General features: G+C 60.3%; 21 protein-coding genes, 1 tRNA gene and 1 pseudogene. 11 read left to right on the top strand and 12 right to left on the bottom strand.

Annotated features, from left to right (window positions below):
• Positions 1 to 9 precede the first annotated feature (9 nt).
• Positions 10 to 639, top strand: coding sequence for a histidine phosphotransferase ChpT (gene chpT, locus NKJ58_RS10455; protein WP_023669947.1), 630 nt, complete (start codon positions 10 to 12; stop codon positions 637 to 639).
• 243 nt (positions 640 to 882) lie between these two features.
• Positions 883 to 1,251, top strand: coding sequence for a response regulator transcription factor (locus NKJ58_RS10450; RefSeq protein WP_023669946.1), 369 nt, complete (start codon positions 883 to 885; stop codon positions 1,249 to 1,251).
• Between the two features lie 84 nt (positions 1,252 to 1,335).
• On the opposite strand, the gene ctrA is transcribed toward NKJ58_RS10450, so the two are convergent.
• The gene (gene ctrA, locus NKJ58_RS10445; RefSeq protein ID WP_006203583.1) at positions 1,336 to 2,031 is read right to left on the bottom strand and encodes a response regulator transcription factor CtrA; all 696 of its coding nucleotides are present in this window, start codon (positions 2,029 to 2,031) and stop codon (positions 1,336 to 1,338) included.
• Positions 2,032 to 2,480: 449 nt separating this feature from the next.
• Between ctrA and NKJ58_RS10440 the strand changes: the two genes are divergently transcribed.
• Complete coding sequence (locus NKJ58_RS10440) at positions 2,481 to 2,858, top strand: flagellar export protein FliJ (RefSeq protein ID WP_023669945.1); 378 nt, start codon at positions 2,481 to 2,483, stop codon at positions 2,856 to 2,858.
• Between the two features lie 109 nt (positions 2,859 to 2,967).
• On the opposite strand, the gene NKJ58_RS10435 is transcribed toward NKJ58_RS10440, so the two are convergent.
• Complete coding sequence (locus NKJ58_RS10435) at positions 2,968 to 3,369, bottom strand: winged helix-turn-helix transcriptional regulator (RefSeq protein ID WP_352518330.1); 402 nt, start codon at positions 3,367 to 3,369, stop codon at positions 2,968 to 2,970.
• Between the two features lie 92 nt (positions 3,370 to 3,461).
• On the opposite strand from NKJ58_RS10435, the pseudogene NKJ58_RS10430 reads away from it, so the two are divergent.
• Positions 3,462 to 4,001: pseudogene (locus NKJ58_RS10430) on the top strand (NADP-dependent oxidoreductase); the annotation flags it as partial.
• Positions 4,002 to 4,029: 28 nt separating this feature from the next.
• Positions 4,030 to 4,389: a zinc-binding dehydrogenase gene (locus tag NKJ58_RS10425; protein WP_352853076.1), complete on the top strand. Its 360-nt coding sequence runs from the start codon at positions 4,030 to 4,032 to the stop codon at positions 4,387 to 4,389.
• A gap of 64 nt (positions 4,390 to 4,453) precedes the next feature.
• On the opposite strand, the gene sciP is transcribed toward NKJ58_RS10425, so the two are convergent.
• Complete coding sequence (gene sciP / locus NKJ58_RS10420; RefSeq protein WP_013529904.1) at positions 4,454 to 4,729, bottom strand: CtrA inhibitor SciP; 276 nt, start codon at positions 4,727 to 4,729, stop codon at positions 4,454 to 4,456.
• Positions 4,730 to 4,986: 257 nt separating this feature from the next.
• Between sciP and mnmA the strand changes: the two genes are divergently transcribed.
• Positions 4,987 to 6,177, top strand: a complete 1,191-nt coding sequence (gene mnmA, locus NKJ58_RS10415) for a tRNA 2-thiouridine(34) synthase MnmA (protein ID WP_023669942.1) — start codon at positions 4,987 to 4,989, stop codon at positions 6,175 to 6,177.
• A 64-nt stretch (positions 6,178 to 6,241) separates the two neighbouring features.
• Here mnmA and NKJ58_RS10410 read toward each other — a convergent pair whose 3' ends face one another.
• Positions 6,242 to 7,201: a Gfo/Idh/MocA family protein gene (locus NKJ58_RS10410; protein ID WP_023683623.1), complete on the bottom strand. Its 960-nt coding sequence runs from the start codon at positions 7,199 to 7,201 to the stop codon at positions 6,242 to 6,244.
• A 235-nt stretch (positions 7,202 to 7,436) separates the two neighbouring features.
• On the opposite strand from NKJ58_RS10410, the gene NKJ58_RS10405 reads away from it, so the two are divergent.
• A tRNA-Met gene (locus NKJ58_RS10405) sits at positions 7,437 to 7,513 on the top strand.
• 285 nt (positions 7,514 to 7,798) lie between these two features.
• Here NKJ58_RS10405 and NKJ58_RS10400 read toward each other — a convergent pair.
• From NKJ58_RS10400 to NKJ58_RS10390, 3 genes are all read right to left on the bottom strand, one after another.
• On the bottom strand, positions 7,799 to 8,953 hold the full coding sequence (locus NKJ58_RS10400; RefSeq protein ID WP_023713986.1) for a GNAT family N-acetyltransferase: 1,155 nt from the start codon (positions 8,951 to 8,953) through the stop codon (positions 7,799 to 7,801).
• Complete coding sequence (locus NKJ58_RS10395) at positions 8,950 to 9,942, bottom strand: sterol desaturase family protein (protein WP_352518363.1); 993 nt, start codon at positions 9,940 to 9,942, stop codon at positions 8,950 to 8,952. The genes NKJ58_RS10400 and NKJ58_RS10395 overlap by 4 nt, the downstream gene beginning before the upstream one ends.
• Positions 9,943 to 10,145: 203 nt before the next feature.
• Positions 10,146 to 12,152 carry a heparinase II/III family protein gene (locus NKJ58_RS10390; protein WP_023691686.1) on the bottom strand — a complete coding sequence of 669 codons (2,007 nt, stop codon included), beginning with the start codon at positions 12,150 to 12,152 and terminating at the stop codon, positions 10,146 to 10,148.
• A 16-nt stretch (positions 12,153 to 12,168) separates the two neighbouring features.
• Between NKJ58_RS10390 and NKJ58_RS10385 the strand changes: the two genes are divergently transcribed.
• Together NKJ58_RS10385 and asnB are read left to right on the top strand one after the other, a co-directional pair.
• Positions 12,169 to 13,410, top strand: coding sequence for a glycoside hydrolase family 5 protein (locus tag NKJ58_RS10385; protein WP_031195904.1), 1,242 nt, complete (start codon positions 12,169 to 12,171; stop codon positions 13,408 to 13,410).
• A gap of 222 nt (positions 13,411 to 13,632) precedes the next feature.
• Complete coding sequence (gene asnB, locus NKJ58_RS10380; RefSeq protein WP_352853074.1) at positions 13,633 to 15,522, top strand: asparagine synthase (glutamine-hydrolyzing); 1,890 nt, start codon at positions 13,633 to 13,635, stop codon at positions 15,520 to 15,522.
• Positions 15,523 to 15,540: 18 nt separating this feature from the next.
• Here the strand turns inward: asnB and NKJ58_RS10375 are convergent, their stop codons facing one another.
• Positions 15,541 to 16,659, bottom strand: coding sequence for a glycosyltransferase family 4 protein (locus tag NKJ58_RS10375; protein ID WP_023671802.1), 1,119 nt, complete (start codon positions 16,657 to 16,659; stop codon positions 15,541 to 15,543).
• Between the two features lie 71 nt (positions 16,660 to 16,730).
• Here NKJ58_RS10375 and NKJ58_RS10370 point away from each other — a divergent pair, with 71 nt between their 5' ends.
• Positions 16,731 to 18,266, top strand: coding sequence for a lipopolysaccharide biosynthesis protein (locus NKJ58_RS10370; RefSeq protein WP_352518365.1), 1,536 nt, complete (start codon positions 16,731 to 16,733; stop codon positions 18,264 to 18,266).
• Between the two features lie 40 nt (positions 18,267 to 18,306).
• On the opposite strand, the gene NKJ58_RS10365 is transcribed toward NKJ58_RS10370, so the two are convergent.
• From NKJ58_RS10365 to wecB, 3 genes are read right to left on the bottom strand one after another with little or no spacing between them, the layout of a single operon-like run.
• A complete protein-coding gene (locus NKJ58_RS10365) occupies positions 18,307 to 19,110 on the bottom strand; it encodes a WecB/TagA/CpsF family glycosyltransferase (protein ID WP_023725122.1) in 804 nt (267 codons plus the stop codon).
• Positions 19,107 to 20,444 (bottom strand): UDP-N-acetyl-D-mannosamine dehydrogenase, encoded by a 1,338-nt coding sequence (gene wecC, locus NKJ58_RS10360; RefSeq protein WP_023671799.1) that lies wholly within the window; start codon positions 20,442 to 20,444, stop codon positions 19,107 to 19,109. The genes NKJ58_RS10365 and wecC overlap by 4 nt, the downstream gene beginning before the upstream one ends.
• On the bottom strand, positions 20,437 to 21,591 hold the full coding sequence (gene wecB / locus NKJ58_RS10355; protein WP_023671798.1) for a non-hydrolyzing UDP-N-acetylglucosamine 2-epimerase: 1,155 nt from the start codon (positions 21,589 to 21,591) through the stop codon (positions 20,437 to 20,439). Before wecB ends, wecC begins: the two co-directional genes overlap by 8 nt.
• Positions 21,592 to 22,324: 733 nt before the next feature.
• Here wecB and NKJ58_RS10350 point away from each other — a divergent pair.
• Positions 22,325 to 23,239 (top strand): glucosamine inositolphosphorylceramide transferase family protein, encoded by a 915-nt coding sequence (locus NKJ58_RS10350; protein ID WP_245260025.1) that lies wholly within the window; start codon positions 22,325 to 22,327, stop codon positions 23,237 to 23,239.
• A 42-nt stretch (positions 23,240 to 23,281) separates the two neighbouring features.
• On the opposite strand, the gene NKJ58_RS10345 is transcribed toward NKJ58_RS10350, so the two are convergent.
• Positions 23,282 to 24,385 carry an acyltransferase family protein gene (locus tag NKJ58_RS10345; protein ID WP_196814062.1) on the bottom strand — a complete coding sequence of 368 codons (1,104 nt, stop codon included), beginning with the start codon at positions 24,383 to 24,385 and terminating at the stop codon, positions 23,282 to 23,284.
• Between the last annotated feature and the right edge of the window lie 57 nt (positions 24,386 to 24,442).

Genomic DNA, 24,442 nt, shown 5'->3' with positions numbered 1-24,442 from the left:
TTTTCGCCGATGGCTGAGCTTTTCTCTCTCTCCGCACCCGATCTCGCAGCCTTGTTGTGCAGCCGAGTCTGCCACGACATCATTTCGCCGGTCGGCGCCATCAACAACGGCCTTGAACTCCTGGACGAGGGCGGCGCCGACGAAGACGCCATGAAACTGATCCGGCAGAGCGCCAGAAACGCTTCGGCCCGCCTGCAATTCGCCCGCATCGCCTTCGGTGCCGCCGGTTCGGCGGGCATGATGATCGACACCGGCGATGCCGAGTCCGTCGCCATCGCCTTCCTGAAGAACGAGAAGCCGGAATTGATCTGGAACGGGGTTCGCGCCCTGCTCCCCAAGAACAAGGTCAAACTGCTGCTCAATTTGCTGCTTGTCGCCAATGCCGCCATCCCGCGCGGTGGCAGATTGGTGGTCACGCTGGAAAACCTCGACACCGAGCCGCGCTTTGCGCTTGCCGCAAGCGGCCCGATGCTGCGCGTGCCGCCGAAATTCCTCGAACTCCATTCCGGCAACAAGCCCGAGGAGCCTATCGACGCCCATACCGTCCAGCCCTACTACACGCTGCTGCTGGCGCGTGAGGCCAACATGACGATCTCGATTCACGCGACCGCCGAAGAGATCGTGCTGTCCGCGGCCTGAGCGAAGCCGTTCGGCAGGACGCCGAGCATCAAGAACAATCAAGTATCTTTTCCCGCTGATATTTGCGGCAATTCAGAACAGGCAAGTTTCATTGCCGGCAACGCCCCTGCAGAATGGGGCTGCAAACGACATGTTTGTAAAAACTTTACCTAACGGCTTTTCTGCTTCTTTACCAGATCGGCCTAGTGTGCATCCCGATACCCGGATGCCGCCGGTTCGCCCCATGGCAAAGAGGACCCGGAAATGAAGCGCTGCATGTTTGTCGACGATTCGAGCGTCATCAGAAAGGTTGCAAAACGGATTCTTGGCGGCTCCGACATGGTGGTGATCGAAGCAGCAACTGGACTTGATGCTGTCGAGATGTGCGCTGCCGAGATGCCTGATGTGATTGTCGTCGACGGCGCCCTGCCGGACATGCAAGCGGTCGACGTCATTCGCCAGGTTCGCGCCATGGAGAGCACGATCAAACCGCAGATTCTGATCTCACTGGTCGAGGTCGATGTTGCCTCGATCATGAAGGCAAAGCGCGCCGGCGCCCAGGGTTATCTGTTGAAGCCGTTCAACCGGCCGCAACTGCTCGAACGTTTTCGTACCTTGAAGGTTGCCGCCTGATTCGGCTCGTTTTCGGCCAAAAAGGACAGCAAAAAACCCGGCCTGAGCCGGGTTTTTGCAATGGTTCAATCGGATGGTGTTCGCTCAGGCGCTGACGCGGATGTCTTCCGGCTCGCGCAGCACATAGCCGCGACCCCAGACCGTCTCGATGTAGTTCTGGCCACCGGATGCTGCGTCGAGCTTCTTGCGCAGCTTGCAAATGAAGACGTCGATGATCTTCAGTTCCGGTTCGTCCATGCCGCCATAAAGGTGGTTGAGGAACATTTCCTTGGTCAGCGTGGTGCCCTTGCGCAGCGAGAGCAACTCCAGCATCTGGTATTCCTTGCCGGTCAGATGCACGCGCTGGCCGCCGACTTCGACGGTCTTGGCGTCGAGATTGACCACCAGGTCGCCGGTGGTGATGACCGACTGGGCATGGCCCTTGGAACGGCGCACGATGGCATGAATGCGGGCGACCAGCTCGTCCTTGTGGAACGGCTTGGTCATATAGTCGTCGGCGCCGAAGCCCAGGCCGCGCACCTTGTCCTCTATACCGGCCATGCCGGACAGGATCAGGATCGGCGTCTTCACCTTGGACAGGCGAAGTGTCCGCAAGACTTCGTAGCCGGACATATCGGGAAGGTTGAGGTCGAGAAGAATGATATCGTAATCATAAAGTTTACCGAGATCGACACCTTCTTCGCCGAGGTCGGTCGTGTAAACATTAAAACTTTCAGATTTGAGCATCAGCTCGATGCTCTGAGCGGTTGCACTGTCGTCTTCTATCAGCAGAACGCGCATTTCATTCCCCTTTTCTGCCGCCGGACCATGTCACGACCCATCCGGGACCGGAGCAGTGATTGCCTGAACAGAGGCTGCCATCGAATGGTTAACAAAACCTAATTCCGCACCAAGGACGGTACCAGATTTTTTAACCCCTTTCTACACCCTCTTGAATCTAATGATGAATCACAGAACCAAATCGCTAATGCAACACATTAATAAGTCGGACTAAGTGACTCAAGGGACTCGCTGGCCGGCTTCCGTATCGGGAGCCGGAATTTTTACCCGGCCTTAAGTCCTCGCCCTTATGATTAACAATGCGCGTAAACGAATGGTTACCGCCGGCAAAAAACTTTAGGGATTTGTTTCCCATAGTTCGGGGAATGCCGGTGGATACGGGCGACGCCAGGCCCTGGCGGGCGGATTGGACGATATGTGCAGGTGTGCGTTTCCGGGAGTACCGAATCATGAAGTCACGTGAAAACCTCGTTCGGCTGAAGCAATTTCAGGTGAATGAGAAGCGGCGGCAGCTGCTGCAGCTCGACATGATGATCGCCGAGTTCGAGCGCATGGCCGTTGAACTGGAGCTTCAGATCACCGCCGAGGAGAAGAAGGCCGGCATCACCGACATCAATCATTTTGCCTATCCGACCTTCGCCAAGGCGGCGCGTCTGCGCCGTGATAACCTCAGAAACTCTCAAAGCGACCTCGCCCAGCAGCGAAGTGCTGCCGAATCATTACTCGGCGAAGCTGAAGCGGAGCTTTCCAAGGCCGAGATGCTGGAATCGCGCGACACCAAGATCCGCGACGCGGAACTCGGCGGTCGCAGCGCCATGATCGGCTGACGGCAGGGTTTTAACCCGACCGGCGCCGCCTGACGCCGCGCTTTGCTTTGCGTGTAGCGCGCCAAAAGGCTCCGGCGCTGCTGATCCGGCCCGTAAGGCGGCCGCAGCTTCAGGCCCGTGCCAAATCCCTTTCCAGGTTCGCCGCCGCCCTCGCCCGCGCTTGCTTGATGTCAGGCACATGCTCTTCCGACCAGGAGCGTATCTGGGTGAGCAGCCCCGCCAGGTTCTGGCCAAGTTCGGTCAATTCATATTCGACCCGCGGCGGGATCACCGGAAAGATTTCGCGCCGCACAAGCCCGTCGCGCTCGAGGACGCGCAGGGTCTGCGTCAGCATTTTGGGTGTGATGCCTTCGAGCTTACGCGCCAGTTCCCCATTGCGCATCCGGCCACGGCGCAGCGCACAAACCGTCAGATAGACCCATTTGCTGGCCAGCATCTCGAGCACGGCGTGCGAAGGACACGTCCGCTGGAAGGCGTCATAGCCGGAGCCGCAATCATTATCACTATCCATGAGGTGCCTATATATGGAAAAGGTATATACTGGACAAGGGAATGTTACTATCCAAATGATAGTGGCTCAGAAAACCCCAGCAGGAGCCTCCCATGCGTGCCGTTGTCCAGAATTCCGTCGGCGGGCCCGACGTCCTCGTCATCGCCGATCGCCCCGCGCCCTCGCCCAAGTCCGGCGAAGTGCTCGTGCGCGTGCATGCTGCCGGCATCAATCCGGTCGATGGCTCGGTGCGCGCCGGCTACTATCCATTGCTGGGCGAACCGCCCTTCACTTTGGGCTGGGATATTTCAGGTACGGTCGAGGCGGTAGGCCCAGGCGTCGATGGCGGCCTCAGGGTCGGCGACGCCGTGTTCGGCATGCCGCGTTTTCCCAAGCAGGCCGCGGCCTATGCGGAGCTCGCTGTGGCCCCGGCCGATGAAATCGCACCGAAGCCGCAAGGCATCGACCACAATCATGCCGGCGCGCTGCCGCTGGCCGGTCTGACCGCCTGGCAAGGCCTTGTCCGCCATGGCGGCCTGAAGCGCGGCCAGCGCGTGTTGATCCATGCTGCGGCCGGCGGCGTCGGGCATCTGGCGGTGCAGATCGCCAAGGCGCACGGCGCTTATGTCATCGCCACCGCCAGCCCGAAGAAACTCGATTTCGTCCGCTCGCTCGGCGCCGATGAAGTGGTCGACTACACCAGGAGATTTCACCGCCGAGGTCAGCGACGTCGACCTGGTGCTGGAGCCGATGGGCGGCGACCATGCCGACCAATCGCTGACAGTGCTGAACGACGGTGGCGCCCTGGTGTCGCTGCTCAATGTCCACGACACCACCCGAGCCAAGGCTGCTGCGCGTGGGATCGGCGTCGAGCGCATGTCCGTCGTGCCCGACCGTGAAGGCCTCGTCGAACTTGGCAAACTGGTCGATGCGGGAAAGCTTGCGGTCCATGTGGCAAAGGCGTTTCCGCTCGAACAGGCGGGCGCCGCGCACGCTTTTCTCGCCACCAGGCCGATCGGCAAGGTGGTGCTGACGGTCTGAAGCAGGCATTACCGACAGGCAAAAGGGCGCGGTTACCGCGCCCTTTTCTGTTGTGGTCCTGGCTCTAGTGCCGGTATTGCTGGATGCGCGTCGTGCGCAGCCCGGCAAGGCCGTATTCGTCGATCGACGCTTGCCAGGACAGGAATTCCTCGGTGGTCAGCTTGTAGCGCTGGCATGCCTCGTCGAGGCTCAAAAGCCCGCCGCGCACCGCAGCAACCACTTCCGCCTTGCGCCGGATAACCCAGCGACGTGTATTCGTCGGCGGAAGATCGGCAATCGTAAGAGGGCTGCCGTCAGGCCCAATAACATATTTGACTCGCGGTCTAACAAGATCGGTCATCGTACTCTCTACTAAAAACTCAAAGACCCAATCCCCACCACATTACCGCCACAGCTTTAAAAATTGCCTAAGCGAACCCTAATGAGTAGGTAAGGATCATGAACGCCGCGTTAGTCTTTTTATCGGCATTTGAGGCAACGGCGGGCAGGCGCGCAATTTTCCCGCAAAATCGGCACCGCCGCAAAGCTAGCGCCGCTGGTGTGGTTGACCTATATTCGCGCCACTGCCATTGAAGCGCCGCGCAGAACGAAAGAACCATGAACAGCCTCGACCTTCCCGCCAGCCCGCAAAACACCCGCATCGTCGTCGCCATGTCGGGCGGTGTGGATTCGTCTGTCGTTGCCGGCCTTTTGAAGCGCGAAGGCTATGATGTCGTCGGCGTCACGCTGCAGCTCTACGACCATGGCGCCGCAACGCACCGGGCCGGGTCGTGCTGCGCCGGCCAGGACATTGACGATGCCCGCCGCGTTTCCGAGACACTGGGCATTCCGCATTACGTGCTCGACTATGAGGAGCGCTTCCGTAAGGCGGTCATCGACCCGTTTGCCGAAAGCTACGTCGCCGGCGAAACGCCCATTCCGTGCGTCTCTTGCAATCAGACGGTGAAGTTCGCCGACCTTTTGGCCACCGCCAAGGACCTTGGCGCCGATGCGCTCGCCACCGGCCACTATATCCGCTCCGGGGCCAATGGCGCCCACCGCGCGCTGTTCCGGCCCGTCGATGCCGACCGCGACCAGAGCTATTTCCTGTTTGCCACCACGCAGGCGCAGATCGACTATCTGCGCTTTCCGCTGGGTGGGCTGTCCAAGCCTGCGGTGCGGGCCATCGCCGAAGAAATGCGGCTGACCGTTGCCGCCAAGCAGGACAGTCAGGACATCTGCTTCGTGCCCCAGGGCAAATATTCCGACATCATCGCCAAGCTGAAGCCGGCTGCCGCCAACCCAGGCGACATCGTCCATATCGACGGCCGCGTGCTCGGTCGCCATGACGGCATCCTGCGCTATACGATCGGCCAGCGCCGCGGCATCGGCATCGCCTCGGGCGAGCCGCTTTACGTCGTCCATCTCGACGCCGACCGGGCCCGCGTCATCGTCGGTCCGCGCGAGGCGCTGGAGACGCACAAGATCTATCTGCGCAACATGAATTGGCTGGGCGATCGCGCGCTGTCCGACATTCCGGCCGCCGGCATGGAGCTGTTCGCCAAGGTGCGCTCGACGCGGCCGCCGCGCCCGGCCGTGCTGCATCACCGCGCCGGCAGCACCTTTGTCGAACTGGTCGACGGCGAGTCCGGCATCGCGCCCGGACAGGCGTGCGTGCTCTATTCCGACGACGGCAACGAAGCCCGCGTCTTCGGCGGCGGCTTCATCGAGCGCTCCGAGCGCGGCGCCGAGGCCGAAGCCATGCTCAGCCGGCTCGCAGCCAGGCCGGCGCAGATTCCCGCTGAGTAAACACTACCCTCTCGGAGACAGTTTTAGTTTCGATCTGCCTTAAGAGCAGGGTTTCGAAACGGTCTCAGGACTTTGTGTGCGTGACTGTACCCGCCGTCAGGATGCGCAGCACCCTGATGGCTTCCTCGCCGCTGGTGCGCGGCTCGGCCCGCGTCTCGATACACTGGATAAAGTGCTCGAGCTCGCGCGTCAGCGGCATCCCCTGGCCGACCGCGACATAGGACGGCTCGTTGGTGGTGAAGGCCCACTGGCCGCTGTCCTGCCACACCGCGTGGCGGTAGACGGCCAGCTTGCGCTCCCAGGGCTCGACATCGTCGAACACCGCCATTGCCTTGGTGCCGACCACGGTCAGCCGCCGCTCGCGGTAGGGATTGAGCCGCGAGGTGAAGAGATGGCTGCGCAGCCCGTTGGGAAAACGCATGTGCAGATGCGCGAAATCGCTGAGATTGTCGAGGAGTGCCGCCCCCTCGCCCCTGACCTCGATCGGCTCGGTGCCGGTGATGGCCAGGATCATCGACAAATCGTGCGGCGCCAGATCCCACAGTGCGTCGTTCTCGGTGTGGAATTTGCCGAGGCCGAGCCGGTGCGAGTGGATGTAGCGGACCTCGCCGAGCTCGCCATTGTCGATCAGCGCCTTCAGCGTCTCGAAGGCGGGATGGAAGCGCAAGACATGGCCGACCATGAACACGCGGCCATTGTCCTTGGCCGCCTGCACGGCGCGCTCGGCGTCGGGCACGGTCAACGCAATCGGCTTTTCCACCAGCACGTCCTTGCCGGCCTCAGCGGCGCGCACGGCAAGATCGGCATGGAATTGCGGCGGCAGCGCCATGACGATGGCGTCGATATCGTCACGCACGAACAGCTGGTCGGGCTCGATCGCCAGGCAGTCCTGCTCGCTGGCAAAGCCTTCGGCCCGCGCCCGATTGGCATCGGAAACCGCATGCAGCGCGCCGAGCGCCTTGAGGGTGCGGATGTGGTTGCTGCCCCAGTATCCGCAACCGAGGACTGCAATGCGCGGCTTCATCAGCTTCAAACTCTAATTTCTTGGCCGAGACATAGCGGCGTGCCCCGTCGAACTCAACCCCGGTGGCTTACCGGAGATGCCAGCCCGGCAAAGCTTTTGCCGGCGACAATATGCCGGCGCCCCTCGCGCATCGATGCTTGACAGGCTCGCCCTCCCAACCTTATATCCGCGCGACCTTGGCGAACGCCTCGAAATGCCTTTCGATTTAAGGCGATTTCGGGCCTTTCGCCGCCCTGGCGGGGTAGCTCAGTTGGTTAGAGCACGGGAATCATAATCCTGGGGTCGGGGGTTCAAGTCCCTCTCCCGCTACCAGCCCACCTTAAGCTATTGAAATAATAGCAAAGACGCGGACCTATGGTAGGCGCCCTGTCCGAAAAAGTCTTCAATGATTTTAGGACCTAGCCTGCTGCCATTGTGACGCCAACGAACGTGTTGCGACGCTTCGCAGACAACAAACTGCGCCTCGAAAGTCTCCACCTGCGGACCCATTCGGTCCCGATTCCGAGGCGCAATCGACGCGGATTTTCGAATGGCGCGCCCGTGTCGCCCGCCAAGCCCCTGACGCTCGGCGGCTTCTGCCCGAGTTATCCAGCTAAATTAAGCAGTCTCATCGGGCGGGCGCTCTGGATTCGCCGACGCCAATCCGCGTGAGCGTACGCGGATCGTCTGACAGATACGATCAGCGAGAGAAGCGAGCGCGCCCTGCACAGTGCGTGCCCCGAGAACGGATTGGAGGGTAACGGCCTGTGTTGCAAACCTATGTTTGAAGGCCTCTCCGCCACAGAGGAAATCGACCAATCCCAAGCCGTGATCAAACGACCACTGTATATACTCCGTAATCAGGACCGCACCCGGCGACGCTCGGCTAAAATCAGGGTCGTAGGTGGTAACGAATGCCATCATGACGTTGTGCTGGACGATGTTGATGGAAACCGCGACCATCGCACCATTGCATTCAAGTACGAAAATGCGCAGCACACCGGCGCGTGACAGCGCGTCCACCAGGGCGGCAAAAGCCGGCTCGCCCTCTTCGAAAAGGTCGGATTCACGCGTGTGCTTTTCCAGCCATCTGCGCTTCAGCGCCGACAGTCGCTCCAGCAATGGCTGCAGCGGCTCGTCGGCCGACAGGAGGCGGAATTTCACTTCGCCTGTTTCTTCCAGTATCTTGATGCCGCGCCGATAGTTCTGGCGCATCTTTTTCGACTGGTCCGCCAGCCACGCTGCTCCGCTGGCCCACTGTCCACCGACGCGATAACTGACTTCCTCCCGGTGATTGGCGCGAAGCTTGACGCCGCTGGAAGAGCCCGGTGTAAAAATCCTGCGGGCTGCCGCATCCGGCGACAGACGATTGATAAAAGCAAGATCGAAGCCACCCGCCGAACAGATCCGGTTCCAGAGGTTCTGGAGGGCCGATAGGGAGCATTCCGGCGCGACAAGAATATCACCATAGTCCGTATAGCTATTGGCGGCCCATTCGAGGAGCCGAAGTCCTTTTCGTCTGCCGATCGCCAGGGGAATGACAGCGACCAGCCTGTCATCGCGCCATACCAGGCCGATCCGCAGCGAGCGCCGGTCGCGGTCGCGCACGGTGCTCCACCATGCCGAAACCCAGGCATGGCTCTGAAAGATCAGTGCATGGGTACGATGCCATAGGTCTACCCATTCGGCTTCGATGGCGGCCAGGCGATCCGTCGAACTGACGATTTCCAGTCGCTCCGCACCAACAGCGTCAATCGAAGCCATTTTGTTCATGGTTGGAGACGGTCCTGCGGCCGCGCGACATCGATGCGCTTTTGAAAAAGTCGCACGATATGGTTTGCCATTTTCCTGAGCGGCAGCACGTAAAGTCCAAAAAGCGACTGATAGTCGCGTACGTCGCGATCTATCAGTCCAAACTTGAGGTCTTCGTCCGGATCCGGGATGAACTGCGTTCCGAATATGCGATCCCAGAATGAAAAAAGCAGCCCGAAATTCTTGTCGTAGTGGCGAGGGTCGACACTGTGATGCACCTGGTGCCAGTGCGGACACAAGATGACGCCGTTCAACCGGCCGAAGGAAATCTTCAGATGCGTGTGGCGAACAAAGTCCATCATGAGAATGTTGCGAATGACATAGACGTTGATGCCAAATATGGCGATCTCGACCGGATTAAGCGCGATCAGGCTCCACAAGCCGAAACTGATCCCCGGTATGACGCCGTCCCAGATCCGGTTCATCAGATCGTCCAGGGGGTGAACCCGGTCCTTGGTGATCCCAACCATCACTTCGGCCGAATGATGCACCTTGTGCAATTCCCACAGGAACGGAAAACGGTGCTGGGCAACGTGATATAGGTAGTAGGAGATATCGTAAGCAACGAGCATGGTTGCGGTGAAGAGGATGATCGTCACTGGGCCGGCGGGGCCGGGTATCAGCGGTTGCGAGATGCTGAAGAGCCAGCCGACTGCCTGGTTTGTTGCATATCCCGTGGCGGCAACGAAGGTGACACCGGCGGGAATGAGCAGGAAGGGCATCACCAGCCTTTTCGTGATCCAGAACAATGCGTCCGCTCGCGCCGATGGGTGCATGATGACTTCCGCGGGAAAGGCGAAGTCGAAAAAGTCCCGGAAGGATTTCTGTTCGACCGTTCGCCAGTAGGCGACCACAGCGCTCCCCAGCGCCGTGAGCAACAGGAGACCGAGTGTCAGCAGATTGATGTGTGAGAGTTTTTCCACGATCACTCTGGCGAATTCCGAAAACATCGATGCAGTGGCTCCTAGGTGGTGAAATGGCGATCCGGCTCGTCGCGAAGCACATATTGCCAGGCCCATCATATGCTGCCCGCAACTGTGTATCGGGATGCGACTGGCAGAACAATCATGGCCAAATTAGCAGATCAACGGTGTCAAAACCGCTAAATATCTGAACGTAATTAATGTCGAACGCTGCGCCTGCAACCTGCCCGTTATCGGGTCTGCGGCGGACTTGGCGCGAGCCGGATGACTACTCCCTTTTCGCCTACTTGGCCACGCCATGCGAGGCGTTCGGCTGGCTGCCTTGCACCAAAACGCGGCGAAACCCAGCCGCCTTGGCCCGGTGTGTCGCCGCCGGAACGGATGTGGATCGCTGCGTCTGGAAAGTGGATAGTCATCAAAGGTTCAGCGCCGCGCAATATCGTGACAATGTTTCCATCCCTGTTGGCGTGGAGGTCGGCGGCGAGTTGGAAGACGATCTCAGCGACGCGGCTGCCGCCGAGCAGTTGGTCGGTCACGAGGATGCCGTCGCCATCGCGTGTCACGGCGCGTTGATGCACAACGCCGAAGCGGCCTTTGTACCCGTCATGTCGGGCACACAGCCTCCAGTGCGGCCCCGGCTCGCTCTCCACCAATGTCGCAACCGCCTTGTGCGACCAGTTGAACGCCCCGGAGATGATGCTTTGGCTTTTACCCTCTAGGTTCAGCGTGTTGTGCGCCGGCGTCGAGCGGAACCAGTCGCGCCAGCCTCCCCCCGAACCATAGAGCCATGTGCCGGGGTCGACCAGCACCGGATCGCCGTCAATGCACAGGGTGAGCGACAGCGCGTCGGCATGACCGTGCGCCGCTATCGAAAGGTAGCCCAGCGGGCCGTGGTCGTATGTCAGATGGACGTTGCGACCATTCATCTCGCCGCGCCAGACGGAGAGCCCGCCTTGCGTGAACGTATGCAATCCATCCGGCACCGGCGCCGGCCGCGGTGGCGCGCCGAAGAAAAGCGCGCGAAAATCGCCGGGCTCCGGTGCCCTGCCCGGCATCCGTAGAAAACCATGGATGGCGGCCGCGACCGATCCGACATAATCGGTTTCGCCCCCCAGCGTGATCACGCGGCCTTCATCATTGTCGCCGAAGCCGCTGGCTTTCGGCGGGAGCCAGCCTGCGAAATTGGCGAAAGCGGCCAAACGCGCTTCGACGGGCTGGGGAAAAGGCAGTCCGGCCTGGCGCGCCGCCGCAGCGCACAGCAGGAAAAGCTCGGCACTGAAGGCGGCGTAGGTCGGGGTCTGCTCGGCCCCGGCGCCATCGGCCAGGATCTGTTTGAGCACCTCAGCCAGGAGCGACTCGCGAGCCACCTCGGCCCCGAAAGCCAGACCGATCAGATATTCGCCAGCCAGTTCCGCGACGAGATGGTTGTTGGCGGACGAAAAACGGGAGGGAAACCGCGGCAGCCAATAGGCGCTTGCCGCCAGTATTTCACCGACTTTTTCTCGCGTCGCCGCGCCAAGCCGCTCGCCGACGAGGTCGAGCGTGACAATCAGGCTGATGGCTCGTAGCGCGACCTCGATGCCCGAGGCCCAGCCAACGCCCCGAAATGGTGGGTTGGCGAAATGCCAGCTCTCGATCGCCGCCTCGATGGCCGCACGGGATTGATCATCGCCGGTGAGAAGCAGATGGGCAGCCAGTGGCGGCAGTTGCTGCAGCCGGTTGATTTCCCAAACATATTTTACATCGCCACGGCCGGTGGCATGGCGAAAATCGATATCGAAAGTATGGGTCTTGGGGCCCGGCCAAAGCCGGCCGGTCACCGGATCAAGGCGCCAGAGCTCGGGTGGAAAGAGAGTATAGGGGTCTCGCTGTGGCCAGGTCTGCCCAAGTGCTGAAAACTGGCCTCGAAGAGTGTTTTGCGCAGCCGCCTCGATAGCTTGCCGCTGGGCTGGTGTCGCAGCGGCCGGCACAGCATTCCGCAATCCGTGCAGCACCGGGTGCAACTGCGGCGACGCATAGCGCTGCCAGCCGTTGTCGCGGCGGCGCGAAACGGTCCTCCGGCGCTGCTCGTCCAACCGATGCAATATCTCGGCCAACTCCATGCTGCGCAATCGGTTGAAATACCACCCGACCCTCATCCGCGCTCCGCCAAGATTTTGATCCTCATACACCATCCCGTCGAAAAAGCGTGTGGCGGCATCCTCTTTTCCGTTCCCGCGGTTAATATCTTCGGCCATGACGCGGAGTTTTGCGATGAGAAAAGTTGTCTACGTCATAGCGTGCGCGCTTGGCATGGCTATGTCAGCCGAGGCGGCGCCGATCCCGCTTGAGCGCGGCGTCGGCGTCCATGAATGGCTCAACTGGTCGCCGGTGGAGAAAGATGGTTCCTACAAATGGCCGCCCTATCGCAGCGAGAAGGAATGGCTTGCGGGCGGCAGGCCGCTCACCGATTGGCCGGACGGCGACCAGTTTGATCGCATTCGATCCATGGGCTTCGACTTTGTCCGGCTGAGTGTCGACCCTGGCCCTCTGCTTGCCAGCGAGGGCGCCAAACGACAACAGGCGCTGGACATGCTTGCCGCTGCGGTGCAGCGGGTCGTTTCAAGCGGGCTCAAGGTGGTTTTCGATCTGCATGGCGTCAGCCAGGTTCCGGCTTACAGCATGGAAATGATCTATGGCGGGGCCGACAGCGAGGGTGTTGCCCGCTATCGCAAAATGGTAGTGGCGGTGGCTGCCATGCTGATCAAAATTGGCGCCGACAAGGTCGCCCTCGAGCCCTATAACGAGCCCGCCTACTACCCTTGCGATTCAAGCGGCAGCGATGACTGGCAGCGGATCATGGCAGGCACGGTTCGCGATATTCGCGCCGTCAGCAGCGAACTCACCATCGTCGCGACCGGCGCCTGCGGCGGGAGCATCGCCGGACTGGTCAACCTGGACCCCAACTTCGACGACCCCAACGTCTATTACAGCTTCCACATGTATGATCCGCACAGCTTCACGCACCAGCGGGCCGATGACAAGAACGCTTTCTCCTCCGGCCTTCCCTGGCCTGCCGACGCCAGCACGCCCGAAGTGGTCGCCGAAACCCTCAAGGCGCAGATGGACGCCGCCGGCTTGAGCCAGATCGAAGAGGTGATGAACATGGCCTCGGCGCGTGAAACGATCGCCCGATACTTTGAGCAGAATTGGGGGCAGAGCCAGCTCGAAGCGGGTTTCCGTCAGGCGGTCGACTGGGCTGAAGCCCATGGCATAGCGAGCCGACGCCTGTTCGTGGGCGAATTCGGCGTTATCTTGATGTCTGCGGATGGCCGCATGGGAGCTTTCGATGCTGATCGCCTGCGCTATCTCATGGCAGTGCGCAGAGAGGCGGAACGCTTCGCGATGCCGTGGTCGGCCTGGGAATTCTCCAATCCTTACGGAATGAGTGTTATCCAACCCAAGGGGCCTGCGATCCCGGACCGGGAGATGTTGCGGGCACTGGGCCTGCCATAACTCATCATCGGGTCAGGATCGGTTCGAGCGGTCTGCCTGGTTGCTGGCGATCAATCGCGTGAAACCCAAGGACTGTCGTCTCCAGTTGCAGCCGAGAGGGCCTGATCGAACCAAATCAGGCTCAGTTTTAAAATCACTCCACCGAGCAGCTATTTAATATATTCGCTGTAGATTGGTGTCCTCGATCATACGCAAACAAGGGAAAGAGGGCCAAGGGAAAGAATGTGCGGAATTGCCGGCTGGATTGGGCGCAGGGTCGAGAAGCCACAAGATCGGGCCGCCGGGATGTCGAATGCCTTGCAGCATCGTGGTCCCGATGCCGAAGGCATCGAACTCCTGGACCTGAATACAGGCGAGGACCAGTTGGCATTGGTGCATCGCCGCCTGGCGATTATTGACTTAAACGCCGATTCAAATCAGCCGATGCAGACCGAGGACGGACGGCTCCGGATTATTTTCAACGGCGAAATATACAACTACATCGAGCTGCGTGAGGAGTTGATCGGTCTCGGCCACCGTTTTCGCACACGCTCCGACACGGAAGTGCTGCTCAGGGCTTATGACCAGTGGCGCCTGACCATGTTCGACCGATTGAGCGGGATGTTCGCTTTTGCGCTGTGGGACGCTCAACGGCGCGAATTGATCCTCGCCCGCGACCCCTTTGGAAAAAAACCCCTTTACCTCATGCAAGGCAGAAATTTGCTGTCGTTTGCCTCGGAGATCAGCGCGTTGTTGTCTGCGCAGCCAGATGGCCAGCAGCTCGATCTGGATGGAGTGCGCGAGTATCTGACCTGGCGTTACGTGCCTGGACCGCGGACGCTTTTCAAACAGATCCGCAAGCTCAACCCGGGAAGCTACGCTGTGTGGTCGCAAGGGGAAGTAACGGAAACGCGCTATTATGCGCCCCCGGATCAGACCGATCTGACAGCGGATATCGAACCAGGAACCGCCAAGCGACGATTTCTGGAATTGCTCGACCGTTCTGTCGAGATCAGGATGCGCAGTGATGCGCCGTTTGGCGCCTTTCTATCCGGGGGGCTCGACTCGTCGGCAATCGTTGCCCTGATGACCAGGCACAGCGACAACCCCATTCGTACGTTTTCGGTCGGTTTCAGCGAACAGGCTTACAGCGAGCTTCCATTCGCCCGGCGCGTCGCCGATCATTTCAAGACCGATCATTGCGAAATCGTCATCCAGGCGGATGACCTGATGAATCATCTGCCCAAGATGGTCCGCCATCGGGGGGCACCTGTTTCACAAAGTACGGACATTCCAATTTACCTGATGTCGGTTCGAGCCTCGCAGGACGTCAAGATGGTGCTTACGGGCGAAGGGGCGGACGAGATTCTCGGCGGCTACCCCAAACATCGCGCAGAGTCTCTGGCGGGTGTCTACCGGTCACTTGTTCCAGCGTCGCTTCACAACAATCTCCTCGCCCCTTTGATGCGCGCATTGCCCGGCGCATCGGCCAAGTTCGATACATTTGCCCGAAGCGCGGGTGAACGGGACTTTGCCACCCGGATGATCTCCTGGTTTGGAGCCATGACGGCGCGGGAACGCGATTCGCTCCTCGGTGGGTTGGCCACTTGCGGCCATGACTGCAACGATTTCCCGTTCTCTTCGAGTGTGACGGAATCCCATCTGCGCCGTGTGTTGTTTTTTGATCAGACATCGTGGTTGCCCGACAACCTCTTGGAACGGGGCGACCGGGTGATGATGGCCGGTTCAATCGAGGGGCGAATGCCATTCCTTGATCGCGATCTGGTTTCCTTCGTCAGCCAACTGCCCGATCGTTACAGGCTGGGCCTCCTGCACAGCAAACAGATCCTGCGCGACTGCTTGGCCGGCATGGTTCCCGACGAGGTCCTCAACCGCCCAAAGATCGGCTTCAAGGTGCCCGTCGCCGAATGGTTCCGCGGGCCGATGAGCGATTATGTACGAGACCATCTGTGTTCGTCCCATTCGGTCATCCGTAGCTATTTGAGCGCCAAGAAGCTGGACCAGATTGTCACGGAGCACGCCGAGCGCGCCGCGGACCACGAAAAACTGATATGGGCGCTTTTGAACCTGGAGATATTCCACCGCGAATTCGCGCTTGGCCCGCCGCAGTGACGACAATGAAGGACAGCGTCAGCGTTTGACCGATCGAGCCTCGGACGCGACCGATCTCCAGACATCGCAGATCGCGTCGACAAACGGTGCAAGCTCAAGCCTTTCCCGGTGCACCGCCATGGCGGCGGCGCCAAGCCTCGCGCGCAGCGCCGTATCCTCGACCAGCCGAGTTAACGCCTCGGTCAACGCCGCCACATCGCCGGGCGGCACCAACAGACCGGATTGTTCGTGGGTGATGATGTCCTCGACCGCGCCAACCGGGGTGGCCACGACAGCCAGGCCGGCCGCCATGCCTTCGATCACCGACATTGGCAGATTTTCGGCGAACGAGGGGAGCACCAGAATATCGGCCGAAGCGATCAGTGATGCGACCTCGTCAGGTCCCACCCAGCCCGGAAAAGCAATACGGTCGGCAATCCCTAGAGCGACCGACCTGGCTCGTGCCGGCTCGACCTCACCATCGCCGGCGATCGTGGCACGCCAACCCCTGAGATGTTTCATCCGCTCCAGCGCCTCGCCCAACTGCGGCACGCCCTTTCGCTCGCCGATGCGGCCGAGGAACAGGATGTGCACGTGATCGCCTCCGCCGACATGCGCCAGGGAAGGAACTGCCGTGGCGTTGGGAACGATGACAATATTGCCGCCGTTCGCCGGTGCCCGGCTGGCGACGAAATCGCGCCAAAGCCCGCCCAGGACAATCACCCGGCCGGCATGCTCGAACAGAGCCCTGATACGGCGGCTCATGAAACTATGATCATCTTTCCAGAATGTCTGATACTGCGCCCCATGCAGATGAAGGACATATGGTATCGACAACAGCCTGGCGCAGGCGGCGATCATCATCTTGCGATAGGTGCTGCCGGAGACCGATATATTGATGTGAATGACGTCGGCGCGTCTGTCGAGGCGGGCCGCAAGCATCCGCGCGCAAAAACCAAGCATGTAGAAGATCGAAAGCCCGACATGTCCCGGGCCACGGCTGGAAAGAAAGCGCAGATCGATGTCGGCGATCTCTTGCCGTTCGAACTCCTGCTTCAGCGCCCCCATGATCCGGTCGATGCCGCCTTGTCCCGAAACGCCCGAGGGCGTTGCGACCAAGACATGTATTTTTCTATTGTGGGCGAGACGCTGCAACATGACACCATTTGGATTGCGGATGCCGGGTGACCGTAAAGCAAAGGTTCCAAAAAAGGTTTACGACAAATCTTTTGGTCAAACTGTATCCGTTCACCCTTTGCCGTCATCATGCTGGAATTCCCGTCGGTCAACGGTTAATCGACGGCAAATTTTCCGGGGACAACCCTTTGCTGCTCCGTTCCACACTCATCTATGGCCCCGCTATTCTGCTGACGCGGGTTTCCGCTCTGCTCCTGCTGGTCGTCATGACGCGGTTGATCGACCAGACCGAGTATGGCCTGCTGACCCTGGTGGTCACCGTGGGCGAAATGACGGATGTTGCCGTTACCAACTGGCTGCGCATTGCCTTGCTGCGGCTTGGTGGAAAAGGCGACGTCAGCCGTGGCAGCCTGATGCTTGCCGGACAGGTATTGCTTGCCACCACGGTGCTGGCCCTGATCATATCCGTGATCGCCTCGGCGGTGATCGTGCCGGAGCGCTGGATCGAATTTGCAATCGCCGTCTGCAGCTATCTGATTGCCGGCTCCATCAGCCGGTTTGCGTTGACGGTGCTGCAAATGCAGCAGCGTCATTCCCTCTATTCAATGCTTGAATATCTGCGCGGCCTGCTGCAACTCGCCTTGCCGATCGCCGCCATCCTTATCTTCCAACGCTCGTTTCTGACGGTATCGCTCGGCTCGAGCCTCGCCGTGCTGATTGCCGGCATCGTGGCGTGCGTGGTGGCATCCGGGCGCGTTATTGGCGGCCCGCCGCGCTTCACCCACAAGGAGTTTTTTGCCCTCGGCGTGCCCCTCGTCATCATGGCGCTGGTCGGTTTCGGTCTCAACAGCGCTGAACGCGTCTTCCTCAAGCTCTACTACGATGCCGGCGCGGTGGCTGTCTTCGCAGCCGCCTACGCATTGGCTCGGCAGCCGATCGATATGGTCGCCAACGCAATCAACATGGGCGCATTTCCAGAAGTGGTCAGCCGCTTCGACGAAGAGGGATCCGAGGCGTCCGGGCGGTTGTTGTCGCAACTCATGGCCTTGATGATACGCCTTTGCCTGCCGGTCGCAGCAACGCTTATCGCGCTCAGCGGCGACATCACGCGACTCCTGCTGCCCGCGGAATATCATGGTCGCTTCGGTCTGCTGTTTCCGATCATCGCCTTCAGCGTTCTTTGTGCCAATCTCACAAGCTTCGTTTATGGCGTCGTGGTGCACGCACATAAGCGGCCGTGGTTGCTGATCATCGCCAATTCCTTCGGCTCGGTGGCAACGATTTCACTGTCTTTTCTGTTGATTCCCACCATGGCGGAGGTTGGCGCGGCGTTGGCGTTGGCGGGCGGATCGCTGGCAGGTCTTGCAGCCTGCATCGTCATCGCCGAGAGGCTCACGCCGGTGCCGGTGCCCTGGCGCGACATCGCTGTCTCAATCATAATTTCTATCTGCACCGGATTGGCCGCCAGCCTCGCCAGCACTGCGCTGGGCTATATGCCGGCGATCTTTCCGCTCGCGGCGGGCGGCGTCGCCGGCGCTGCGGCTTTCCTGGGACTGACCTGCTTGTTTCACCCCGCGGCCGTGACGCATTTCATCGGCAAGCTAAGGGCACGGCTCCGGATCGCATAAATCCCGCGCTATGAGGCATGCTTGTCTGAAAGTCGCGAGCTTACGGATTGACGTTTCGGCGTCCCCGGCGAGACCAGAACTCACGCCACAGCAGCAGTGCATAGGCGGTGTTGGTATCGTAGTAGCGGCGCCACAAGCGTCGCGGCTCCTGCGCCACGCGGAACAGCCACTCCAGGCCGGCCGCCTGAACCAGTTTCGGTGCCCGGGCGACCTTTCCACCATAGACGTCGAAGCTGCCGCCCACGCCCATGACGAAACTCGGAGCGAGTACGTCGCGATAGCGCTTGAGAAAGCGCTCCTTGCTCGGCGTCGGCATCGCCACAAACAGGCAGTCGGCACCTGAAGCGTTGATGGCCTCGACGATCGCGGCCTCTTCCTCCGCCTTGAAATACCCATTGCGCCGGCCGGCAATGGCCAGGCTCGGATGATCTCTGGCAAGTCGGCTTTCAACTGCGTCGAGAATGTGCTGTTCAGCGCCCAAAAGGTAGGGGCGATAGCCACGCTTGGCGCACAGCGCAAGCAGGTTGATCATGACGTCGACGCCGGTCACACGCTCCGGCAACTCGACGCCGCAGAGCCGCGCGCCCCAAAGCACGCCTTTGCCGTCGACATTGACCATATCCGCCCCGACGACATCCTCGCGCAGTTCGGCATTCTTGCGCATGTTCACAAGCTTGGCGACGTTCACGACAACATGATGAAGCGGTCGCCGCGTCGCCATCGCCTCGTCTGCGATGGCCAGCGTCTCGGCCATGGTCAGCGCATGGATGGTCGCACCGAGAAACTCGCGGCGGCGTGATGCCAATAGGGAGTGTTGCGCCCATGCCGGGTCATGCGAGTTCATGCCGCTTCTCCGGTGCGAGCGAGAGACTGCGAGCGTTCCATTTCGGATTTCTTGCCTTCGATGCGGGCGTCGGGCTTGCGCGCCTTGCGCCAGGTCCACAGGCCCCGTGTGTCGACGAGCTTCTTGTCCTTGAGCGCTTCGGGATCGATCAGATTGAATTGTCGATGGTCGACCAGCAGGACGACGATATCGGATTGGTCAATAGCGGAAAGTGCATCGGTGAACATGATGCCGCTGCCCTCGAGCTCGTGTGGCAACTGACGCGCATTGGGCTCGGCAGCGACGATCTTGATATTGGGAATCTTGGACAGAAGCTTAACAACCTCGACAGCCGGGCTCTCGCGCATATCGTCGATATTGGGTTTGAAGCTGAGGCCAAGACAGGCGATCGTCTGGTTGCGGGTCGGGTCGAGCAATGCCTCGATGTCCCTGACCACCGACAAGGGTCGCTCGGAATTGATGCGCCGTGCCGAACTGATCAGCCGCGTATTGTTCGGTGCGGCGTCGATGATAAAATACGGATCGATCGCAATGCAGTGGCCGCCCACGCCCGGGCTCGGCTGCAGGATGTTCACGCGAGGATGCCGGTTGGCGAGATCGATTACCTCCCAGACATTGAGCGATAGATCCTGGCACACCGCCGCAAGCTCATTGGCGAAGGCGATATTGACATCGCGGAACGCATTTTCGGTCAGCTTAACCAGTTCCGCGCTTTCGGCCTGGGTTATGAACAGGTCGCCGGCGACGAAGCTTGAATAGAGTGCCGCTGTCCGCTCCGAAGACTTTCGGGACAGTCCGCCGATCGAGCGATCATTGTTGATCAGCTCGGTCAGCACCTTTCCCGGCAGCACGCGCTCGGGAGAGTAGGCGACCAGGACGTCAGCTTCCTCGCCATGCGCAACGGGAAATTTGAGATCGGGTCGCAGTTCCGCGAGCAGCGCTGTCATGACGCGCGTCGTGCCGACCGGCGATGTTGATTCCAGCACCACCAGGTCGTCCCGTTTTAGCACCGGAGCGATGCTTCGCGCTGCCGCAAGCACGTAGCTGACATCCGGCTTGCGGTCCGGGGTGATCGGAGTTGGAACGGCAATAATATAGGCATCGGCCGGCTGAGGCGTGCTGAATGCCTTGAGCTTGCCATTGGCGACGACTTTCTGGATCAAACCATCCAGGTCCGGTTCGATGATGTGGATTTCGCCGCGGTTGACCTTCGCGACCACCGCCTCATTGATATCGACACCGATGACTTCGAGTCCGCGGCTGGCAAAAATGGCGCAGGTCGGCAGGCCGATATAGCCCATGCCGATAACGGAAACGGTTTTGATTTCAGCCATGATTCAGCAATTCCTCAACGATCCGGGTCGCAGCTTGGCCATCGCCGTATGGGTTGTGCCTCTCCGCCATGCCGCGATAGACGCTCTCATCATCGAGCAGGCTATTGGCATTGGCCAGAATTTTTTCGATATCGGTACCGACCAGCCGGGCAGTACCAGCGGCGATCCCTTCGGGTCGCTCCGTGTTTTCCCGCATCACCAGCACCGGCTTGCCGAGTGAAGGCGCCTCTTCCTGCACGCCGCCGCTGTCGGTCAACACCAGGTAGCTCTGTTTCTGCAGGTACAGGAACGGCAAATAGTCCTGCGGGTCGATCAGGTGGATGTTCGGCACCGTCCCGATTTCGGCGTCGACCACGGAGCGCACATTCGGGTTGGGATGGACCGGGTAGATGATCTGCACATCCCTGCGCGCCGACAATGCCTTCAGCGCGGTGCAGATCCTCTGGATGCCGCCATCGAAATTCTCACGGCGATGACCGGTGACGAGGATCATTTTCTTGGTCGGATCGATGAAGGGGAAACGAGCGGCGAGCTTGGCGTTCATCAGCTTGTCGGCATCGATCTCGCTGGAGAAATGCAGCAGCGTGTCGATCACGGTATTGCCGGTTACGAAGATGGTGTTCGCAGCCTTTCCTTCGGCGATGAGATTGTCGCGCGCCTCGGTGGTCGGCGCAAAATGCCAAGTGGCGATGTTGCCGGCAATCTTGCGGTTCAGTTCCTCCGGAAAGGGAGAGTTGATGTTGTGGCTGCGCAATCCCGCCTCGATATGGGCAACCGGAATCCGCTTGTAGAAGGCAGCTAGAGCCGCGGTCATCGCGGTGGTTGTGTCGCCCTGGACGATGACGATGTCCGGCTTCGCCTTCTCCAGCACCCCCGCCATTCCGAGGAGCACGCGCGAGGTCACGTCGAACAACGTCTGACCTGGCTGCATGATGTTGAGATCGTAGTGCACCGGCAGGCCCGTCAATTCAATGACCTGATCGACCATCTCGCGATGCTGGCCCGTCACACATATTTCCGTGGTAAAGCCTGGATGGGCGAGCGCGGCGCGCGCCACCGGAAAACATTTGAGCGCCTCCGGCCTCGTGCCGAACACGATCAGCAGTTTTCGCCTTGAGGGCAATCTCGGATGTGAAACGGCGTTCATGGTTGACCCTGGTCACCGAAAGCGTGGGCGCCCGGCTGACATGTGCTTTCAGCCTAACAATAGCGCCCTGAACCGCCTTCGTGTTCAAAAAAATTAACGTATGATTAACGCTAGAGTCCGCAGCCCCCCTTGGGCAACCCTTGCCAGGAGCTGTGGGGAAAGATACCAGAGCAAGCCATTTTTGCTTTAACGAGAATAACTTGGGTTGACTAATATTTTAATCATCGGCCACGCCGTCGGATCCCGGCGCTGGGAAAATGAGCTTTTTATGCGGTTGGATGCGGCAGGTTACGTGGTCTCGAGTTGCCACGCGCCGGCGCCGGCGCCAACCGCTCGGGGGCTGGACACTGTCTTGGCGATCGAGAGCCGGCGTTTCGGTCCCTCGCTGGCGGGCCGGTCCGAGCCGTTGCCGCCCATCGATCGCGGCCCTCCGGACCTCGTCATAGATCTCACTGCCAGCGCAACGGGGCAAGACGCGCCAGTCCTGAGGCTCGAATTTTGCGGTCGCAACAGCTTTCCAGCCGGCGTTGCCGCAATGTTGGCGAGCGGACAATTGCCTGAACTTGGCGCTCGCCTCGATGGCGTTGTCGTGGCCCAGGCTAGACCGATGCTGGCAGACAGGCTCTGGCTATCCCGAAGCTGCAACGACCTGCTCGCCGGCGCCATGTCGCTGATCATGCAAACCGTCGCCCGCTTCTTTGCGGGCAAGCTTGTGCCGGTAAGCGACAACCCGGTGCCGATCCTGAAGAACGACAGTTTTGTTCGACACTATGTGCCCTTTTTTGGCAGGGCTTTGATCGATCGCGCCGTGCAAAAAATCAGGCGGGGACGACGCCCCTTCTATTGGCAGGTTGCCTATCGGGTGATCGACGGACCAGGCATCGCCGAAACCGGGCAACTCGACGGCAAACCGTTCACAGTCCTGCCGGACGATGGCCAACGCTTCTATGCCGACCCGTTCGTCTTCGAGGCCGACCGCCGCCATCATCTGTTTGTCGAGGAATTCCCCTACGCGACGAGTCGCGGCGTGATTTCCGTCGCCGAGCTCGGTGACGATGGCACTTTCGGTGTTCCAAGGGTTGTATTGGAGGAAGCGCACCACCTGTCGTATCCGCAGGTGTTCGCACACGATGGCGAGATTTTCATGATCCCCGAAAGTGGTTCGGCTCGCGAACTTGTGCTCTATCGCGCCGCGCAGTTTCCCGACCGCTGGGTCCGCGACACGGTGCTGATGGCGGACAGGGATTTCAACGACGCGACGCTGCTCGAATCCGACGGTCGCTTCTGGCTGGTTGGAACGGAGCGGTTCGGCTACGGCAGCGCGTCGGACACGATGGCGGTCTATTGCGCGCCCTCGCTGCGCGGGCCATGGGTCGCCCATCCGCTCAATCCCATTGCCGTCGATCATTCGGCCACCCGGCCGGGCGGCGCCTTTATCCGCCAGGACGATGCCCTGGTGCTGCCGGTGCAGAACGGATCGAGGGCCTATGGCGGTGGTCTGGGGCTGATGCAGCTTGAGCGACTCGACGCGTCCGATGTCCGCTTCGCCTCGCCCCGGCCGATCGGCGCGGGTCCGGCATGGGCACGCACGGGCATTCATACGCTTAACCGCGCCGGCAATGTCGAGGTCGTGGACAGCGCGGGCTGACTGAAGCGCTGAAAGCCGTGACCGTCCCGTTGCTTGGCCTGCTTATTTGTTCTCCGTGGCAATATGAGGAAGCGGTGTGTTTCTCGTCTTCCTTTTGCCGTTCAGGGTCTGAAGAATCGGCTTCTCGATCATCTGGTAAATCACCAGACTGACGAGGCAGGCTGCCACGATGCTGACCACCGACACCAACAATACCGTTGTCGGATGCTCGTATCCGACGGTGCGTCTGGCCAGGTACGCCACAGCGCCGATCACGAAGATATGCGACAGATAAAGCGCGTAGGAAGCGTCGCCCAACTGCTCGAGAAGGCTCCAGTGCTTGAGTTTCGGCTCCAGAATGAGGCTGAGATGAAGTAGGCCCGCCGCCCACATTGCTTGTCCCGCGAAGCTGATCTGACCCAAGAGCGGCGTACCGTCATCGACGAATGAAAGCACCCCGCCCGCAGCGGTCATTACGCCGAATATCCAAGCATGGCGTATGTCGGAAGTGAAATCACCGTCCAAATAGCGCCGCCCTATCCACATACCGATGACGAATGCCACCGGAGAAGGGTTGAGATAGAACTGGATAACAGGGTTGGTGGGAGCCAGCCACAGCCCGGCTATCCACATCGCAATGAAAAAGACCGTCAGCACAAATACGCGCGAGGTCACGGACAGGAATGCGAACACCGCAAAAGCGATATAGAAAAATACCTCGTAATTGAGCGTCCAGCCGAGTGAGAGGATTGGACTGGCGCTATCCCGTCCAGGCGCTTCGTGAACAATGAAGAGGAGCGACTGAAGATAGTGGGGCCACGTAAAGACGGTCTTCTGGAAGAGACTTGGCGCGAGCGCCGCCAGAACCGCGGCGAGGCTGGTGAAAAGCCAGTAAAGGGGGATGATCCGGATTGCTCGGCGTTTCAGGAAGGTGGCAGCAGAAAACGGACCATCTCCCGTAATATGGACCATTATGAAACCGCTGATGACAAAGAACAGAACGACGCCCAGGCGGCCCGCCGTCACAATAATCAGATTGTCCACGCCAATCTGATAGGAAAAGGCGTGTGCGAACAGAACCAGCAAGGCGGCGCAGGCGCGAAGATACTGAATCGAATAGAACTTCTTCACCTTGATCTCCTGCGCTTTGCCGGTGCCTGATGCCATTGTGCCGTCCACAGGCAGCGCGTCGGGCGCCGTGCAAAGCATCGCCATCAATACGAC

The sequence above is a fragment of the Mesorhizobium sp. M0139 genome (assembly GCF_040322455.1).
In the GTDB taxonomy this organism is placed as follows: Bacteria; Pseudomonadota; Alphaproteobacteria; order Rhizobiales; family Rhizobiaceae; genus Mesorhizobium.
This window is presented reverse-complemented; position numbering and strand designations above follow the sequence as displayed.

Bases quoted from the DNA above. Each gene is read 5' to 3' on its own strand.
- chpT (WP_023669947.1), top strand. From the start codon at position 10: ATGGCTGAGCTTTTCTCTCTCTCCGCACCCGATCTCGCAGCCTTGTTG.
- NKJ58_RS10450 (WP_023669946.1), top strand. From the start codon at position 883: ATGAAGCGCTGCATGTTTGTCGACGATTCGAGCGTCATCAGAAAGGTT.
- ctrA (WP_006203583.1), bottom strand. From the start codon at position 2,031: ATGCGCGTTCTGCTGATAGAAGACGACAGTGCAACCGCTCAGAGCATC.
- NKJ58_RS10440 (WP_023669945.1), top strand. From the start codon at position 2,481: ATGAAGTCACGTGAAAACCTCGTTCGGCTGAAGCAATTTCAGGTGAAT.
- NKJ58_RS10435 (WP_352518330.1), bottom strand. From the start codon at position 3,369: ATGGATAGTGATAATGATTGCGGCTCCGGCTATGACGCCTTCCAGCGG.
- NKJ58_RS10425 (WP_352853076.1), top strand. From the start codon at position 4,030: ATGAAGTGGTCGACTACACCAGGAGATTTCACCGCCGAGGTCAGCGAC.
- sciP (WP_013529904.1), bottom strand. From the start codon at position 4,729: ATGACCGATCTTGTTAGACCGCGAGTCAAATATGTTATTGGGCCTGAC.
- mnmA (WP_023669942.1), top strand. From the start codon at position 4,987: ATGAACAGCCTCGACCTTCCCGCCAGCCCGCAAAACACCCGCATCGTC.
- NKJ58_RS10410 (WP_023683623.1), bottom strand. From the start codon at position 7,201: ATGAAGCCGCGCATTGCAGTCCTCGGTTGCGGATACTGGGGCAGCAAC.
- NKJ58_RS10400 (WP_023713986.1), bottom strand. From the start codon at position 8,953: ATGAACAAAATGGCTTCGATTGACGCTGTTGGTGCGGAGCGACTGGAA.
- NKJ58_RS10395 (WP_352518363.1), bottom strand. From the start codon at position 9,942: ATGTTTTCGGAATTCGCCAGAGTGATCGTGGAAAAACTCTCACACATC.
- NKJ58_RS10390 (WP_023691686.1), bottom strand. From the start codon at position 12,152: ATGGCCGAAGATATTAACCGCGGGAACGGAAAAGAGGATGCCGCCACA.
- NKJ58_RS10385 (WP_031195904.1), top strand. From the start codon at position 12,169: ATGAGAAAAGTTGTCTACGTCATAGCGTGCGCGCTTGGCATGGCTATG.
- asnB (WP_352853074.1), top strand. From the start codon at position 13,633: ATGTGCGGAATTGCCGGCTGGATTGGGCGCAGGGTCGAGAAGCCACAA.
- NKJ58_RS10375 (WP_023671802.1), bottom strand. From the start codon at position 16,659: ATGTTGCAGCGTCTCGCCCACAATAGAAAAATACATGTCTTGGTCGCA.
- NKJ58_RS10365 (WP_023725122.1), bottom strand. From the start codon at position 19,110: ATGAACTCGCATGACCCGGCATGGGCGCAACACTCCCTATTGGCATCA.
- wecC (WP_023671799.1), bottom strand. From the start codon at position 20,444: ATGGCTGAAATCAAAACCGTTTCCGTTATCGGCATGGGCTATATCGGC.
- wecB (WP_023671798.1), bottom strand. From the start codon at position 21,591: ATGAACGCCGTTTCACATCCGAGATTGCCCTCAAGGCGAAAACTGCTG.
- NKJ58_RS10345 (WP_196814062.1), bottom strand. From the start codon at position 24,385: ATGGCATCAGGCACCGGCAAAGCGCAGGAGATCAAGGTGAAGAAGTTC.